14 protein-coding genes are annotated in these 14,234 nt (G+C 65.4%); 9 read left to right on the forward strand and 5 right to left on the reverse strand.

Annotation, left to right across the window (positions count from 1 at the left end):
• Positions 1-2,319 (forward strand): MMPL family transporter, encoded by a 2,319-nt coding sequence (locus OUZ30_RS00765; protein ID WP_266180244.1) that lies wholly within the window; start codon positions 1-3, stop codon positions 2,317-2,319.
• Positions 2,303-2,737, forward strand: coding sequence for a hotdog family protein (locus OUZ30_RS00770; protein WP_266180245.1), 435 nt, complete (start codon positions 2,303-2,305; stop codon positions 2,735-2,737). The genes OUZ30_RS00765 and OUZ30_RS00770 overlap by 17 nt, the downstream gene beginning before the upstream one ends.
• Positions 2,738-2,786: 49 nt before the next feature.
• Here OUZ30_RS00770 and OUZ30_RS00775 read toward each other — a convergent pair whose 3' ends face one another.
• Genes OUZ30_RS00775 through OUZ30_RS00785 form a run of 3 tightly spaced genes read right to left on the reverse strand, consistent with a single transcriptional unit; the run spans position 2,787 to position 5,535 of the window.
• Complete coding sequence (locus tag OUZ30_RS00775; RefSeq protein ID WP_266180246.1) at positions 2,787-3,545, reverse strand: glycosyltransferase family 2 protein; 759 nt, start codon at positions 3,543-3,545, stop codon at positions 2,787-2,789.
• Positions 3,542-4,339 carry a beta-ketoacyl synthase chain length factor gene (locus tag OUZ30_RS00780; protein ID WP_266180247.1) on the reverse strand — a complete coding sequence of 266 codons (798 nt, stop codon included), beginning with the start codon at positions 4,337-4,339 and terminating at the stop codon, positions 3,542-3,544. The genes OUZ30_RS00775 and OUZ30_RS00780 overlap by 4 nt, the downstream gene beginning before the upstream one ends.
• The gene (locus OUZ30_RS00785) at positions 4,336-5,535 is read right to left on the reverse strand and encodes a beta-ketoacyl-[acyl-carrier-protein] synthase family protein (protein WP_266180248.1); all 1,200 of its coding nucleotides are present in this window, start codon (positions 5,533-5,535) and stop codon (positions 4,336-4,338) included. Before OUZ30_RS00785 ends, OUZ30_RS00780 begins: the two co-directional genes overlap by 4 nt.
• A gap of 73 nt (positions 5,536-5,608) precedes the next feature.
• Between OUZ30_RS00785 and OUZ30_RS00790 the strand changes: the two genes are divergently transcribed.
• Both OUZ30_RS00790 and hemF read left to right on the forward strand, forming a co-directional pair.
• Positions 5,609-6,409, forward strand: a complete 801-nt coding sequence (locus OUZ30_RS00790; protein WP_266180250.1) for a SanA/YdcF family protein — start codon at positions 5,609-5,611, stop codon at positions 6,407-6,409.
• A 102-nt stretch (positions 6,410-6,511) separates the two neighbouring features.
• Positions 6,512-7,414, forward strand: a complete 903-nt coding sequence (hemF, locus tag OUZ30_RS00795; protein ID WP_266180252.1) for an oxygen-dependent coproporphyrinogen oxidase — start codon at positions 6,512-6,514, stop codon at positions 7,412-7,414.
• Positions 7,415-7,486: 72 nt separating this feature from the next.
• Here hemF and OUZ30_RS00800 read toward each other — a convergent pair whose 3' ends face one another.
• Positions 7,487-8,152, reverse strand: a complete 666-nt coding sequence (locus tag OUZ30_RS00800) for a DUF4097 family beta strand repeat-containing protein (RefSeq protein ID WP_266180253.1) — start codon at positions 8,150-8,152, stop codon at positions 7,487-7,489.
• Between the two features lie 148 nt (positions 8,153-8,300).
• Between OUZ30_RS00800 and gpmA the strand changes: the two genes are divergently transcribed.
• On the forward strand, positions 8,301-9,044 hold the full coding sequence (gene gpmA / locus OUZ30_RS00805) for a 2,3-diphosphoglycerate-dependent phosphoglycerate mutase (protein ID WP_266180255.1): 744 nt from the start codon (positions 8,301-8,303) through the stop codon (positions 9,042-9,044).
• 120 nt (positions 9,045-9,164) lie between these two features.
• On the forward strand, positions 9,165-9,698 hold the full coding sequence (locus tag OUZ30_RS00810; protein WP_266180257.1) for a CcdC protein domain-containing protein: 534 nt from the start codon (positions 9,165-9,167) through the stop codon (positions 9,696-9,698).
• On the opposite strand, the gene glnK is transcribed toward OUZ30_RS00810, so the two are convergent.
• On the reverse strand, positions 9,695-10,033 hold the full coding sequence (gene glnK, locus OUZ30_RS00815; protein ID WP_243048302.1) for a P-II family nitrogen regulator: 339 nt from the start codon (positions 10,031-10,033) through the stop codon (positions 9,695-9,697). The genes OUZ30_RS00810 and glnK overlap by 4 nt on opposite strands.
• 190 nt (positions 10,034-10,223) lie before the next feature.
• On the opposite strand from glnK, the gene OUZ30_RS00820 reads away from it, so the two are divergent.
• The 3 genes from OUZ30_RS00820 to OUZ30_RS00830 all read left to right on the forward strand — a co-directional run bounded on the left by OUZ30_RS00820 (position 10,224) and on the right by OUZ30_RS00830 (position 14,195).
• A complete protein-coding gene (locus OUZ30_RS00820) occupies positions 10,224-10,472 on the forward strand; it encodes an accessory factor UbiK family protein (protein ID WP_266180258.1) in 249 nt (82 codons plus the stop codon).
• Between the two features lie 163 nt (positions 10,473-10,635).
• Positions 10,636-12,135, forward strand: a complete 1,500-nt coding sequence (locus OUZ30_RS00825) for a YifB family Mg chelatase-like AAA ATPase (RefSeq protein WP_266180259.1) — start codon at positions 10,636-10,638, stop codon at positions 12,133-12,135.
• A 260-nt stretch (positions 12,136-12,395) separates the two neighbouring features.
• Entirely contained in the window at positions 12,396-14,195 is a 1,800-nt protein-coding gene (locus OUZ30_RS00830) for a cation:proton antiporter (RefSeq protein WP_266180260.1), read from the forward strand.
• Positions 14,196-14,234 lie beyond the last annotated feature (39 nt).

Raw genomic sequence — 14,234 nt, forward strand, 5'->3', positions numbered from 1 at the left:
ATGCATCGCGGCAGGCGACTGGTCCTGCTGGTGCTGTGGCTGGCGACGCTGGCCGCACTGGGCTGGATGGTGTCCCAGCGTCTGCGCATCAGCACCGATTTGCGCAGCTTCATGCCGGCGCCGACCACACCCGATCAACGCCTGTTGATGGAACAGGTCGGCGAAGGCCCCGGTTCACGGCTGTTGCTGCTCGCTATCGCGGGCAAGTTCGAGGATCAGCTCGCGGCATTGAGCCAGGCGTTGGCGGCGGCGCTGCGCAAGGATGACCACTACAGTCAGGTGATCAACGGCAGTTTCGACACCGCCTCGCTCGACGACAGGCTGTTGCCCTATCGCTATCTGTTGTCGCCGACGCTGGACACCCAGCGCCTGGATGCCGCGTTCCTGCGCGATGAACTGCAGCAACGGCTGGAAGATCTGTCCTCGCCGGCCGCCAGCTTGCTGAAGGGTTTGCTGCCGCGGGATCCCACGCTTGAAGTCCTGAAGCTGGCCGAGCGCTGGACGCCACCGACGTCGCCGGACGTGCGCAACGGCGTGTGGTTCTCGGCGCAGAATGAGGCTTTGCTGCTGGTGCAGACGCAGGCGCCAGGCTTCGACCCGGATGCGCAGACGATCGCCATCGACGGCATTCGCCGCGCTTTCGATGCTCTGCCCGGCCATCAGGGCGCCGCGCTCACGCTGAGCGGTCCTGGCTATTTCAGCGTGGTGGTGAACGCGCAAACGCGCGGCCAGGCCGAATGGATCGGTCGCATCTCCACCGTGGGTTTCGTCCTGTTGCTGCTGTTGGCTTACCGCAGTGTCAGCTCGCTACTGCTGTCGGCCCTGCCGATCGCCAGCGCTGCGCTGGCGGGCATCGCTGCGCTGGTGTGGTTGTTTCCTCAAGTGCACGGCATCACGCTGGCGTTTGGCTTCACCCTGTTGGGCGTGGCGCAGGAGTATCCGATACGCGTTCTCAGTCATCGCCGCGCCGGCGAGGACGCTGTGCAAAGCGTGCGCGAATTGTGGCCGCTGTTGATGACGGCCATCGCATCGGCCTGCATCGCTTATGCCGCGTTCTACGCCTCGGGCGTGAATGGATTGCGTCAGCTGGCGGTGTTCACCGTCACCGGGCTGCTAGTGGCGGGATGCAGCACGCGCTATCTGCTGCCTTATTTGTTGCCCGAGCGGGTGCGTGACGTGGCCGATATGCCGTGGTTGATCGCCGCGCGCCGAATCGTCGATGGGCTGCCGCGGCCGCGCTGGATTCCGCTGGTGGTCGCGCTGGCTACCGTACTGATGCTGGTCTTTGCGCAAGGCCCGTTCTGGCAAAACGATCTGGCTGCGCTCACACCGTTGCCGCGGGATCTGCTGCAGCGCGACGCGCGCCTGCGCGAGGCCCTGGGCGCGCCGGATGTGCGCTACTTGTTGATCCTGGCGTCATCGAGCGAGCAAGGCGTGCTGGAGCTATCCGAGTACATCGAGCCGGCGATCGTGGCTCTGGTGGCGCGACATGCGGTGGATGCGGTCGAGTTGCCATCGCGCTATCTCCCCAGCGAGGCCGTGCAGCGTGGGCGCCAACAGAAGCTACCGGCTCGTGCGCCGTTGCAGCAGGCGCTGAACGTGGCCTTGCAAGGCCTGCCGTTCCAGCCCGGGCTATTCGCCCCCTTCGTGGATGACGTGCAGAAGGCGCGCGAATGGCCGCCGCTCACGCCGACACGCTTTGCGGCGTCACCCTTGGGGCAACGCCTGTCGGCCATGCTGGTGCAGCGTGATGACCAGTGGCTGGGTCTGGCTACGCTCAGCGGACTGCACGACGTGGCAGCATTGCAGGCATGGGCGCAGGAAAGCGGTGGGGCCGTGCGTGTGCTCGATCTGAAGGATGCTGCAGAGTCATTGGTCGTCGATTATCGCGCACGCATTCTGCACGCCTTGCTTGCCGCAACAGTATTGCTTGCGTTGGTCATCACCTTCGCTTTGCGCAGCGTCCGCCGCGCCTGGCACGTGCTGGCGCCGATGACCCTGGCCACGTTCCTGGTGCTGGGGGTCGAGCGGGTGGCCGGCGTCGAGATCTCGCTGTTCCATCTGGTTGCCCTGATCCTCGCGGCCGGTCTCGGCCTGCACTATGCACTGTTCTTCGAGCGCGACACGGGAGATGCGGCCGAGCAGCGGCGTACCCTGCACGCCACCCTTGTCTGCGTGTTGTCGGCCCTGCTGGTGTTTGGCATGCTCGCATGGAGCTCCATTCCCGTGCTGCGCGCCATTGGACTGACAGTGAGCCTGGGTGTGGCCTTCCATTTCTGCCTTTCGATCGTCATGGCTCCGCATGCTCGCAAAGACTGACTGGGCGCAACTCATCCCTCATCAAGGCACGATGTGCCTGTTGGATGCCGTGCAGGCATGGGATGCCACCACCATCCACGCCACGACCATCGGCCATGCCAACGCCGACCATCCTTTGCGCGGCAAACACGGCCTGCACGCAGTCAACCTCGTCGAGTTCGGCGCGCAGGCCATGGCGGTGCACAGCGCATTGCTTTCGCGTGAGCGTGGCGTAATGGAGTCGCGCCAGGGCCGTCTGGTCAGCGTGCGGGACGTGGCGCTTTCAGTCGAGTTCGTCGACAAGCTCGATGGGCATTTGGACGTCCATGCGCAGTGCCTGTATGCCGACGACACGGGTGCGCAGTATGCATTCCGCGTGGAACATCGTGGTCAGGTGCTTGCGAGTGGGCGCGCCGCCGTTATCCATCCCGCCGCATGACCCATGACGAGTACTTTCCACCCGGCGACAGCGCCGGGTGCAGCTACCATCACGTTGCAGCCGTGTCGTAGACGAGCGGCTGCGACGCGCGTGAGCGCCGATAGCTGGCGAGGACGTTGCCGTTGTGAATTAGCTGGCCGATGGTGTAGCCGGTGATGCGCGCGATGTCGCGTACCGGGCTGAAGTGGCTGACGCGAAACTCGCGGTGGTAGCGCGACGCGATCGGCACGGAGACGACACCCAGGTTCTTCATGCGCGACGCCGTGATGAGAATGGCTGCCTCGAACACGAAGTTCTCGGCGGGCAGGTCGACCAGATCGAGGGCTGCACGTGGGTACCAGCGTTGTCCGCTCTGTGTATCGGCCACGGGCTGCGCACAGGCCCAGGAGATAGCCCAATCTGCGACCGCGTTGGCGCGACGGCGACCCTTCGGTTGCTGTTCGCGATCGAGCAGGCGCGCGCCGATCACGATATGGTCAGGAAAGCGTTGCGCAGCGGCGGCGATGCGCGGGATGTCGCTGGCCAGATGCTGTCCGTCGCCATCCATGGTGATGACGGCATCGAAACCTTGGCGCACGGCTTCACGGAAACCGGTACGCAGCGCTTCGCCCTTGCCCCTGCGCTGCGGATGACTCAGCAAGGTGACGGGCAGCGAGCCCACGATCTGTGGGGTGCGATCGTCCGAGCCATCGTCCACGACGATGACCGGTACGTTGAGTGCCAGCACCGATTCGACCACGCCTTGAATCGCCGCTTCCTCGTTGAGGCAGGGGATCAACACGCACCAGCGGGCGTCGGATGTATTCAAGCAACCTTCTCCAGTGAGACTCGCAAGGCCAGGGTCGCAGCCGCGGCGAGCGTACAGTGTCCCTCGCCATGTGCAAGATTTTGTAACAGCGGCCACGCCGATGCAGCGGTGGGATTGGCTTCGTGCCAGGCACCGGTGGGCGGTCCCGGGTGCAGAGCCAGGCCGGCATGCGGTTCGAGCGTCAGGACGAGCTTGCCGAGGCTGCGCAGGCCCTGCTCCGGTGCCAGTACCAGCGCGCAACCAAAGCTGGTGCGTGAGCCGCTCACCTCTCCCACCGGGCCGCTACCTGCGATGTCGCTACAGACCAACAGCACCGGACGCTGTTCGGCCTGACTCAAGGTGGCCGCCTCCAGCAAGCTCGCGCCAAAACTGGCGGGGCCAGCGCAGATGGCGCTGGATGTGGCGTGGCAGCCGGTCGCCATGGTCCAGTAGCCCGCAGGCGCGTTGTGCACCGAATTGTGGAAGCGCGTGGGCGAGAGTTCGGCGGGTGCCCGGGCGAGCGTGGCGCACATGTAGTCGGAAATCAGCTGGTCGCCATAGGCGGAGCTGAACACGCACGGCAGTTCGCTGGCCGAACGTTCACTCATGGCGACGGCTTGCCCGGCCACTTCGATGGCCAGCAAGACACTTTCCGGCGCGCGGCGCCGTTCGTTGGCGGGTAGGAACGTGGCCGGCGGTTTGGCCGAGGGCGGTGTCACCGCGTCACCCTTTTCCAGTGCCTGCAGCGCGGCGAAATCTCCCAGGGCCGTCGACCACAGGCCGATACCTTCGACGAAAACCGGCAGGGTGTTCATGCCGGTGCCCTGCCGAAGGCCAGGCAGGCGTTGTTGCCGCCGAAGCCGAAGGAGTTGCTCAGCGCTACATCGATTTGCCGCCGCTCGTTTTCCAGCGCCAACTGGGGACCGCATGCGGCATCGGGCGTCGTGCAGCCCAGGCTGCCCGGAACCAGGCCGTGTTGAATCGCCAAGAGCGCGAACACGGCTTCGAGAATGCCCGCGGCGCCCAGCGTGTGGCCCGTGAAGCCCTTGGTCGAGCTGGCCCGGGTGGACGCCGGAAAGGTCCGCGCGATGAGTGCGGCTTCCACTTCGTCGTTCTTGCGGCTGGCCGTGCCGTGCAGGTTGATGTAGTCGACCTGGTCCGCGCGCAAGCCGGCACGATCGAGAGCATCGCGCAGGGCGAGTTCGGCGCCCAGCCCCTCCGGATGCGGCGTTGACATGTGATGGGCATCGCTGGACTCGCCGTAGCCGAGCAAGCGCAATGCGCGGGGTGCGGCGTCGATGCGTTCGAGCAGGGCGAACCCGGCCGCCTCACCGACCGAGATGCCGCCGCGGCCCTGGTCGAACGGCCGGCACGGTTCCGGCGACACCAGTTCGAGCGCGTTGAACCCGAACAGCACGCTGTCGCAGAGGGTGTCGACACCACCGACGACGGCGGCATCCACCAGGCCCAGCCGGATCAGTCGCTCGGCATTCGCGAACACCTTGGCGCTGGACGAGCATGCCGTGGAGACGGTCAGGCAGGGCCCTTCCAGGCCGAGCGCCTCGGCGACGAAGCCCGCCAGCGAGTGCGGGGAATGGATCAGCGGGCGCCGCAGGTCCGGCGGCATATGGCCTTGCGCATCGAGGCGGCGATAGGCCTCCTCGGTGGCACCCATACTCGCGGTGGAGGTCGCCAGTACCAGGGCGACGCGCGCGGCACCGTAGCGCTGACGCGCGTCCAGCGCACGCTCCAGGAAATGGTCCTGATGCAGGCCCAGCCAGGCAAGGCGGTTGTTACGGCATTCCCACACGGCATGCGCGGCCGGCAGCGAGGCCTCTTCCACGCCATCCACACGGCCGATCCAGCAGGCCAGCGGCGCACTGCTGAAATCGTTCGGACGAAGTCCGCCGCGCGAGGCGGCAAGGGCGGCGACGTGGCTTTCAAGACCATGGCCAAGCGCCGAAGTGGCCGTAAAGGCACTGACGGCCAGGGGTTGGATCGGTACTGACATCGCGGGAGCCTAACCAGCGATCGTGGTATTTCCTAGTCTGGACAAACGGCGGTCGGGGCCGGCATTCATCTTTGTGCAGGGGCTGGCCACGGGCCGCGATTGCGTCTGCATCGCCAGCTGCGCACACTCGGGCACCGAGTTTGCCGTCGCCGCTGCCCTACCCGTGTCGCCCATCATCGCCCCCTTCAAACGTGGTCCCTGGCGCTATCTAAGCGATCGGGACGTGCTGCATGCCGCGGCAGTGACGCTAGTCGCACTGGTGCTGAGCCTGGGCTTGGTCTGGGTCGGCTATCTCATTCATGTGTGGCGCGTGGCGGTGCGTAGTCCGTTGACCCTGCCACGACGGATGACCGTACTGGTGTTCGGCCGTCGACTGGTGCACGACCAGCCCGAGCCGGAGTACCAACAGCGCCTGTCGCGCGCGCTGACCCTGATGCGGGCCGACCAGACCGACCACGTGTTGCTGCTGGGCGGTCGCAGTGGTGGCAGTGTCAGCGAAGCCGCCGCCGGACGTGCCTGGCTGCTTAAGCATGAGCTTCCGGCCGGGGTGACGCTGCAACTGGAACAGGCGTCGGTGGATTCGCTAGAAAATCTGCGCCACGCGCGCAGTCTGCTGCAGGAGGACGGCCCATTGATGCGGATGCTACCGCCCGTGGCTCTGGTCACCAGTCGCTATCACCTGGCGCGCTGTCAGCTGCTGGCGCGACGACTCGGCTTCGACTGCGTGCCGGTCGCCGCCGAACCGGCGCTCGTGCTCAGCCGGCGCTATCTGCTGCGGATGCTCGCCGAATCGGGTTATCTGATGTGGATCGACCTGGGTGCGCGCTGGGCGAATTTGATCGGCCACCGCCGCATCGTCGAGCGACTCAGCTAAAGCTACCGAAGCGGGTTGAAAGAGCGCGCGACGCCAGGTCGCATCGGTCGTCGCGCCGGGGCTTGTTAAGCTTGGCGAGTTCAGACGACGCCGAGTCCACCGATGAGCCAACAAGCCGATCTCGCCGAAACCTTCCTGCGCGACCTGCAGGACCGCATCTGCGCGGCCATCGAGCAGGTCGACGGCCAGGCCCGTTTCGAGGAGGACGCCTGGACCCGCCCCGCGGGCGGGGGCGGACGCACGCGCGTGCTGCGCGATGGTGCGATCTTCGAACAGGCCGGCGTTAACTTCTCCCGCGTCTACGGCCATCAGTTGCCGCCAAGCGCCACGGCCCATCGGCCCGACCTGGCCGGCGGCAGCTTTGTGGCCACCGGCGTGTCGCTGGTACTGCATCCGCGCAATCCACACATACCCACCACGCACGCCAACGTGCGCTACTTTGAGGCGAGCAAGGAGGGCGTGGAGCCGGTGTGGTGGTTCGGTGGTGGCTTCGACCTGACCCCGTTCTATCCGCACGACGAGGACGTGGTGCACTGGCATAGCGTGGCGCGCGACCTGTGCGAACCCTATGGCGCGGACGTCTATCCGCGCTACAAGAAGTGGTGCGACGAATACTTCTATCTCAAGCACCGTAACGAGACGCGCGGTGTCGGCGGCCTGTTCTACGACGACGTCAACGAAGGCGGCTTCGAGCGCTGCTTCGCCTTTACGCGCGATGTCGGCCAGGGCTTTCTCGACGCCTACTTGCCGATCGTGGAGCGCCGCAAGGACACGCCGTATGGTGAGCGCGAGCGCGAGTTCCAGCTCTATCGCCGCGGCCGCTACGTGGAATTCAATCTGGTATACGACCGCGGCACGCTGTTTGGCCTGCAATCGGGCGGGCGCACCGAATCGATCCTGATGAGCCTGCCGCCGCGTGTGCGCTTTGAATACGCTTATGAACCCGAGGCCGGTTCGCCGGAAGCGCGGCTCAGTGATTACCTGAAGCCGCGCGACTGGGTTTAAGCAGCGCCCCATCTTGAATCGTCATTCCAGCGAAAGCGGGGATGACAGAGCTATGCCTTGATGCTCCTGCCTTCAGTTCGCCGGCGGTGCATCGCCACTGAACTTCACCGGCGTAGCGCCCTTCACCGGACCGATCTGCGCGGAATCGCTCACCTGCAGCACCACGTCACGACGAAACTCCAGCGGACCCTGCACGACGGCGTGCGGGCCGATCACTACGTGCGGCAGCCGGTTGTTGCTGTTCCAGTTGAACCAGCCACCCGGCTTGTCAACCAGGATGCCGCCCTCGACATGGGAGTTGGCGCCGACCGTAATGTCGCCGTTGGTCGTCTGGATGCCGCCGCCTACATGAGCGGCATCAAGGGTAATGCCGCCGTTGACGGTGCTGGTCTTGCCGGCGACGTCGGTATGTTCACCCAGGCGAATGCCGCCATTGGTGGTGCTCACCGGGCCGGTGACGCGATCGCTGGCGCCCAGGGTGACCGAGCCGTTCACGGTATCGACGGCCGTCGCCTGGGATTTGTCGCCAAGCTCCACTGAGCCGTTGACGGTACTGGCCTTGAGTATGGTTGCGTTGTCGCCGACGCGGACAGCGCCGTTCACCGTGCTTACGTTGCCGGCTTGTTGGCCGGATTCGACATGCACGGTGCCATTGACCTTGCTGACGTCGTTATCCGCCGCCAGCGCGGACAAGGGCAGGGCCAGGCCAAAGGCAATCGTGATCAGGTTACGGCGCATAACAAACTCCACGTAGAGATATTGACCGCCGTAGGATGCCTGCCGGCAGCTGCGGGTTTAGCATGACCTTCGACAGGGGCCGGCCGGTCATTTGACGTACTCGGGGTCGAGCCTCACCATTTCACGTTTCTGGTTGCGAATTCCCGCCATGCACAAGCTCGTACTCATCCGACACGGCCAGTCCCAGTGGAACCTCGACAATCGCTTCAGCGGCTGGGCCGACGTGGATCTCACCGAACAGGGCATGGCCGAAGCCGCCGAGGCGGGTCGTTTGCTCAAGGCCGAAGGCTACACCTTCGATGTGGCCCACACCTCGGTACTCAAGCGTGCCGTGCGTACGCTGTGGGGCGTGCAGGACGCCATGGACCTGATGTGGATACCGGTGCATTTCGAATGGCGTCTCAACGAGCGCCATTACGGCGCGCTCACCGGCCTGAACAAGGCCGAGACCGCGGCGAAGTTCGGCGAGGACCAGGTCAAGGTCTGGCGCCGCAGCTACGACATCCCGCCGCCGCCGCTCGATCGCGCCGCCAACGAGTCGGTCACCGATCCGCGCTATGCCAAGCTGGACCCGAAGGACATCCCGGATACCGAGTGCCTCAAGGACACCGTCGCCCGCGTGCTGCCGTACTGGCATGAGGTGCTGGCGCCCGCGATCCGCGCTGGCCAGCGTGTCGTGGTGGCCGCACACGGCAATTCGCTGCGCGCGCTGGTGAAGTATCTGGACAACATCTCCGACGACGACATCGTCGAGCTGAACATCCCCAATGGCGTGCCGCTGGTGTACGAATTCGACGCCGACCTCAAGCCGCTGCGCCACTACTACCTCGGCGATGCCGAAGCGATTGCGGCCAAGATGGCCGCCGTGGCCAACCAGGGCAAGGCCAAGTAAGAGGCTGCCTAGCACCATCGTGGGTGACAGCTGTCACCCACGATGGCTGTGCCATGCCCATCGCCACCGCGGTGGGGGGTCCGATAAGCTGCGAAGCCTGTTCCCAGCGAAGGACTGCCCGTGGCTCCGACTGTGATTCCCTTCATCATGGTGCCGTTGATGGCGTTTGCCGTCTGGCGCCGCGTGCGCGGCAGCTTTGGGCGGCAGCCGATCCGCCGCCAGCGCATGACCGTTCGCATCGCCATCTTCGCGGTGCTTGGCGTGGTGCTCGCTGTTGGCGGTCTGCACAACCCGCGTTTGCTGGAAGGCCTGCTGGGAGGCGCCCTGGGCGGCGCCGTCCTGGGGCTGGTGGGGTTACGGCTGACCCGTTTCGAGCGCGACGCGAATGGCGCCGACGCCTATCTGCCCAACCCCTGGATCGGCGGTTTGCTGACTGTGCTGCTGGTTGCACGTCTCGGCTGGCGCTACCTGGTGTTGATGCCCCAGCTGCAACATCCGGCCATGGCCAACACCGCGCCCGGGTTCGGCAACAGCCCGCTGACCCTGGCCGTGTTCGGGCTACTGATCGGTTACTACATCACCTATTTCGCCGGCCTGCTGGTGCATCACCGCCGCTTCGAGCGCTCCCAGGCAGCGGCGCCTGCACGCTCTTAAAGCGCGTCGTTGTCCAACTCGCCGGTGCGGATGCGGATCACCTGCTCCAGCGAGCTGACGAAGATCTTGCCGTCACCGATCTTGCCGGTACGGGCGGACTGCTGGATGGCTTCGACCACGCGATCGAGCTGATCGTCGGCCACTGCTACCTCGAGTTTGATCTTGGGTAGGAAATCGACGACATATTCCGCGCCGCGGTACAGCTCGGTATGGCCTTTCTGGCGACCAAAGCCCTTCACCTCGGTGACGGTAATGCCCTGGACCCCCACTTCCGCCAGGGCTTCGCGTACATCGTCCAGTTTGAACGGCTTGATGACCGCAACCACCAGCTTCATGGGCATTCCTTCAAATCGTTGTGTTCGGCACCTCGTGCCGTGAGGCGCCATTTTGCCTGCCCGCAGCCCGAGCTGTCGCCTGGGTGCTTAGCGTGTAGGACAATGCCTACATCTTCTAGCGGAGCAAGCTGATGGTGGCGTTTAAAGAGATGAATCTACACTGCCCCCCGACGAGCTCGAGGTGCTGTCCATGATGGATAGGCAGGATATCGACCAACTTGCCCAGCGTCTTGTTTCGTTGGTTCCAAATGGATTGACCCAGGCGCACCAGGATTTGCGCACCAACTTCAGCGATGTTCTGGCGCAGGGATTGCGCCGCCTTGATCTAGTCACCCGCGAGGAGTTTGACGTCCAGAGCCAGGTCCTGGCGCGTACCCGCGCCAAAGTCGAGGCGTTGGAGAAACGAATCGCCGATCTTGAGGCCGGCGCTGCCACCTAAGGGGCGTAGCGCGGGTCCACGTCCCGGGAGCCGCCCCCGATCTGTCACCCTCACCCCGAGAACGATCGGGGGCGGCTGTTTTTATTCACAGGTCGCTTGAGGGATCCAACCCTGTGCTTCAACCTGGCAGTTGCGCTCGTCTCGCTCGTTCTGTGCCGGCGCCATGAGCCTCGCCGTTACGCTTAGCCGTGCCCAGGAAGGCGTGACGGCACCGCAGGTGATGGTCGAGGTTCATCTGTCCGGTGGCTCGCCGGACACCAATATCGTGGGTCTGCCTGAAGCCGCCGTTCGCGAGGCGCGCGACCGCGTGCGAGTGGCGATCCAGAACACCTCTTTTGAGTACCCGAATCGAAGGGTCACCGTGAATCTGGCGCCGGCCGAGCTGCCGAAGGATGGCGGCCGCTTCGATCTCGCCATTGCGCTGGGCATCCTGGCCGCCGGGGGGCAGGTGCCGCGCGAGAAGCTGGACGACTGCGAGTTTCTGGGCGAACTGGCGCTGTCAGGCGCGCTGCGCGGCGTGTCGGGCGTGCTGCCGGCGCTGTTGCGGGCTCGGGCACGCGGGCGTCGCGTCGTCGTGCCGCGCGCAAACGCGGCCGAGGCCGCCCTGGTTTCCGATGCCGATGTGCTGGTGGCCGACACGTTGGCCGAAGTATGCGGCTGGTTGCGCGGGGCACAGGATCTCGCTCTTCCGGCCGAAGCGCCTGAGGCCTGCACAGAATTGGCTGGTCCGGACCTCGCCGACGTACGCGGGCAGCTACAAGCGCGACGTGCGCTGGAGATCGCTGCCACCGGTGGCCATCATTTGCTGCTGGCAGGGCCGCCGGGCACTGGCAAGACCATGCTGGCCGAGCGCTTGCCCGGCATTCTGCCGCCGATGACCGAGCTAGAAGCGCTGGAAACCTGCGCGGTGTTGTCGGTGGCCGGACAGGCCGTGGACCCCTCGCGTTGGCGTCGGCGCCCGTTCCGGGCGCCCCATCACACGACATCGGCCATCGCGCTGGTGGGCGGTGGCTCGGTGCCTCGGCCGGGCGAGATTTCGCTGGCGCATAACGGCGTGCTGTTCCTGGACGAGCTGCCCGAATTCGGTCGGCATTTACTGGATGTATTGCGGGAGCCGATGGAGTCCGGTCATATCGTGATCTCCCGGGCGGCGCGGCAATCGGCCTTCCCGGCCCAGTTCCAGCTGGTGGCGGCGATGAACCCCTGCCCCTGCGGCTACGCCGGCGATCCGCGTAAGCATTGTCAATGTACGCCGGACCAGATCCAGCGTTACCGCGCACGTATTTCGGGACCGCTGCTGGACCGCATCGACCTGAGTCTGGAAGTGCCGCGCGTACCACTGAGCGAATTGGATACGCCACGCGGTGAGCACGACGAGGACTCGGCCACGGTCCGGGCCCGGGTGGTGCGGGCGCGGAAGCATGCCTTGATGCGGGCAGGTCGCTCCAATGCCGAAATCAGCACGCGCGAACTGGAACGGGACTGCGCCCTGGGGCCGGCCGAGCGGCGTTGGTTCGATGCAGCGCTGGAGCGCCTGGGCTTATCGGCCCGCGCTTATCACCGCACGTTGCGGGTGGCTCGCACCATTGCCGACCTCGATGGCGGGGCAGCCTTGCTGGACCGCTCGCACCTTGCCGAGGCGTTGACCTACCGGCATTTCTGAGGGGGCGCCGGCTGGCGCGAGGCAATTGTTGTACTGATGGGTATTGACTTGTTCGGCAAGCGGGGTAATATTTGTACCCGCTAGTTCGCAAATGAACTATGCCCGCCACCCCGGTATCGGTACTCCCTCCCCCTCCCCCGTCCGATACCGGGGCTTGGCCCCCTTCCTCCCCCTTCATGTTCATCGGTCCGCCAAATGGTGGACGTTGCTGCTGCGCGCGTGCTCCGATAGGTCCCTGACGGGCACGCGAAGGATGGCGCATGGCGGCTGACCTTGGACTGTTGCTGGTTTGCCTGCTGGGCATCGGTTTCTTTTGCCAGTGGCTGGCATGGCGGGTAAGGCTGCCGGCGATCCTGTTCCTGCTGTTGGCGGGCATCCTGCTTGGGCCGGTGGGTCATGTGGTGGCGCCGGATCAACTGCTGGGGCCACTGCTGTTCCCGGTGGTGTCGCTGGCCGTGGCGGTGATCCTGTTCGAAGGCAGCCTTACCTTGCGCTTCAGCGAATTGCCCGGCATCGGCGGCGTGGTCCGTGGGCTGGTGACCTATGGCGCCGTGGTCGCCGTGCTGCTGCTGGCGCTGGCTGCCCACTACCTGGCGGACTTGAGCTGGGAGGTCTCCCTGCTATTTGGTGCGCTCACCTGCGTCACCGGGCCGACGGTGATTGCGCCGATGCTGCGCACGGTGCGGCCGAACGCGCGTATCGCCAACACGCTGCGCTGGGAGGGCATCGTGATCGATCCGCTCGGCGCGCTGTTCGCCGTGCTGGTGTACGAAGCGATCGTGACGCACGAGCAAGGCCACACCCTTGGCGTGTTCCTGCTGGTGATCGGTTGTGGCATGGCAATCGGTCTGGCCTCGGCCTGGCTGCTGGCCGCCCTGCTGCGCCGTCACATGATTCCCGAGTACCTGCAGAACTACGGCGCGCTGGTGACCGTGTTGCTCGCGTTCTCGTTCTCCAACACCATCACCCACGAGTCCGGCCTGCTGGCGGTCACGGTGATGGGCATCGCGCTGGGCAATATGCGCGATGTGCATATCGAGGACATTCTCGACTTCAAGGAAAACCTCACCACCCTGCTGGCCTCGGTGCTGTTCATCCTGCTCGCGGCGCGACTGGATTGGCCCTTGCCCGATGGCGTGTTGTGGTCGGGCATCGCGATCTTCATCGCGGCACAACTGGTGGTGCGTCCGCTCACGGTGGCGATTGCCAGCGCCGGCAGCTCGCTAAGTTGGCGCGAGCGTGCCTTGATTGCGTGGGTGGCGCCGCGTGGCATCGTCGCGGCGGCGGTGTCCGCCCTGTTTGCGCTGCGGCTGGATGATCTGCAGCTGCCGGGTGCCGAGGCGCTGGTACCGTTGGTGTTCATCCTGATCGTCGGTACGGTGGTATTGCAGAGCGCCACCGCGCGCCCTTTGGCACGCTGGCTGAGAGTCGCCGAACCCGATCCCAACGGCGTGTTGATCTATGGTTCGGATCAAGCGGCGCGCGCGGTAGCGCGAGCACTGGCCGATGCCGGGTTCCGCGTGATCGTGGCGGATGAGCAGTGGGAAGGTATCCGTCAGGCGCGCATGGATGGATTGACCGCGTTTTATGGCCATCCCGCCAGCGCCTATGCGGAGCGACATCTCGACCTCACCGGTATCGGTCGCTTGCTGGCGATGTCGACGCATCGCGAGCGCAACACGCTCGCCTGTGTGCACTACCGCCGGGACTTTGGGCGCGAACGCGTCTATCGATTGCGCAACGAAGATCCACAGGACGCGAGTGAGCGAGGCGAGCTGGTGCGGAGTCTGCTGGCGCCGCCGCTATTCGCTGCCGACATGACGCATCAGCGTTTCATCCAGCTGCTGGCGCAAGGCTGGCGCATCAAGTCGACACGCCTCACGGTCACCTTCGACTGGCCGCACTTCATCGAACAGTATGGTTCCGACACCGTGTTGTTGTTCGGCGTGGAAGAAAAGGGCGCGCTGCGCGTGGCGTCGGTGAAGCGAGAGCTGGAACCTCGTCCTGGCTGGACTGTGACTACGCTGGTGCCACCGGAAGCGACCGAGCGATCTGGCTGATCGGCGCGGGCCGCCCTTCCCTGCGTAGCGTGCGCGGAG

Source organism: Dyella humicola, from assembly GCF_026283945.1.
Taxonomy (GTDB): Bacteria; Pseudomonadota; Gammaproteobacteria; order Xanthomonadales; family Rhodanobacteraceae; genus Dyella; species Dyella humicola.

What these genes read in the sequence shown, in the direction of transcription:
- OUZ30_RS00820 (WP_266180258.1), top strand. Translation starts at nt 10,224, where the DNA reads ATGATGGATAGGCAGGATATCGACCAACTTGCCCAGCGTCTTGTTTCG.
- glnK (WP_243048302.1), bottom strand. Translation starts at nt 10,033, where the DNA reads ATGAAGCTGGTGGTTGCGGTCATCAAGCCGTTCAAACTGGACGATGTA.
- OUZ30_RS00770 (WP_266180245.1), top strand. Translation starts at nt 2,303, where the DNA reads ATGCTCGCAAAGACTGACTGGGCGCAACTCATCCCTCATCAAGGCACG.
- gpmA (WP_266180255.1), top strand. Translation starts at nt 8,301, where the DNA reads ATGCACAAGCTCGTACTCATCCGACACGGCCAGTCCCAGTGGAACCTC.
- hemF (WP_266180252.1), top strand. Translation starts at nt 6,512, where the DNA reads ATGAGCCAACAAGCCGATCTCGCCGAAACCTTCCTGCGCGACCTGCAG.
- OUZ30_RS00785 (WP_266180248.1), bottom strand. Translation starts at nt 5,535, where the DNA reads ATGTCAGTACCGATCCAACCCCTGGCCGTCAGTGCCTTTACGGCCACT.
- OUZ30_RS00780 (WP_266180247.1), bottom strand. Translation starts at nt 4,339, where the DNA reads ATGAACACCCTGCCGGTTTTCGTCGAAGGTATCGGCCTGTGGTCGACG.
- OUZ30_RS00825 (WP_266180259.1), top strand. Translation starts at nt 10,636, where the DNA reads ATGAGCCTCGCCGTTACGCTTAGCCGTGCCCAGGAAGGCGTGACGGCA.
- OUZ30_RS00830 (WP_266180260.1), top strand. Translation starts at nt 12,396, where the DNA reads ATGGCGGCTGACCTTGGACTGTTGCTGGTTTGCCTGCTGGGCATCGGT.
- OUZ30_RS00800 (WP_266180253.1), bottom strand. Translation starts at nt 8,152, where the DNA reads ATGCGCCGTAACCTGATCACGATTGCCTTTGGCCTGGCCCTGCCCTTG.
- OUZ30_RS00765 (WP_266180244.1), top strand. Translation starts at nt 1, where the DNA reads ATGCATCGCGGCAGGCGACTGGTCCTGCTGGTGCTGTGGCTGGCGACG.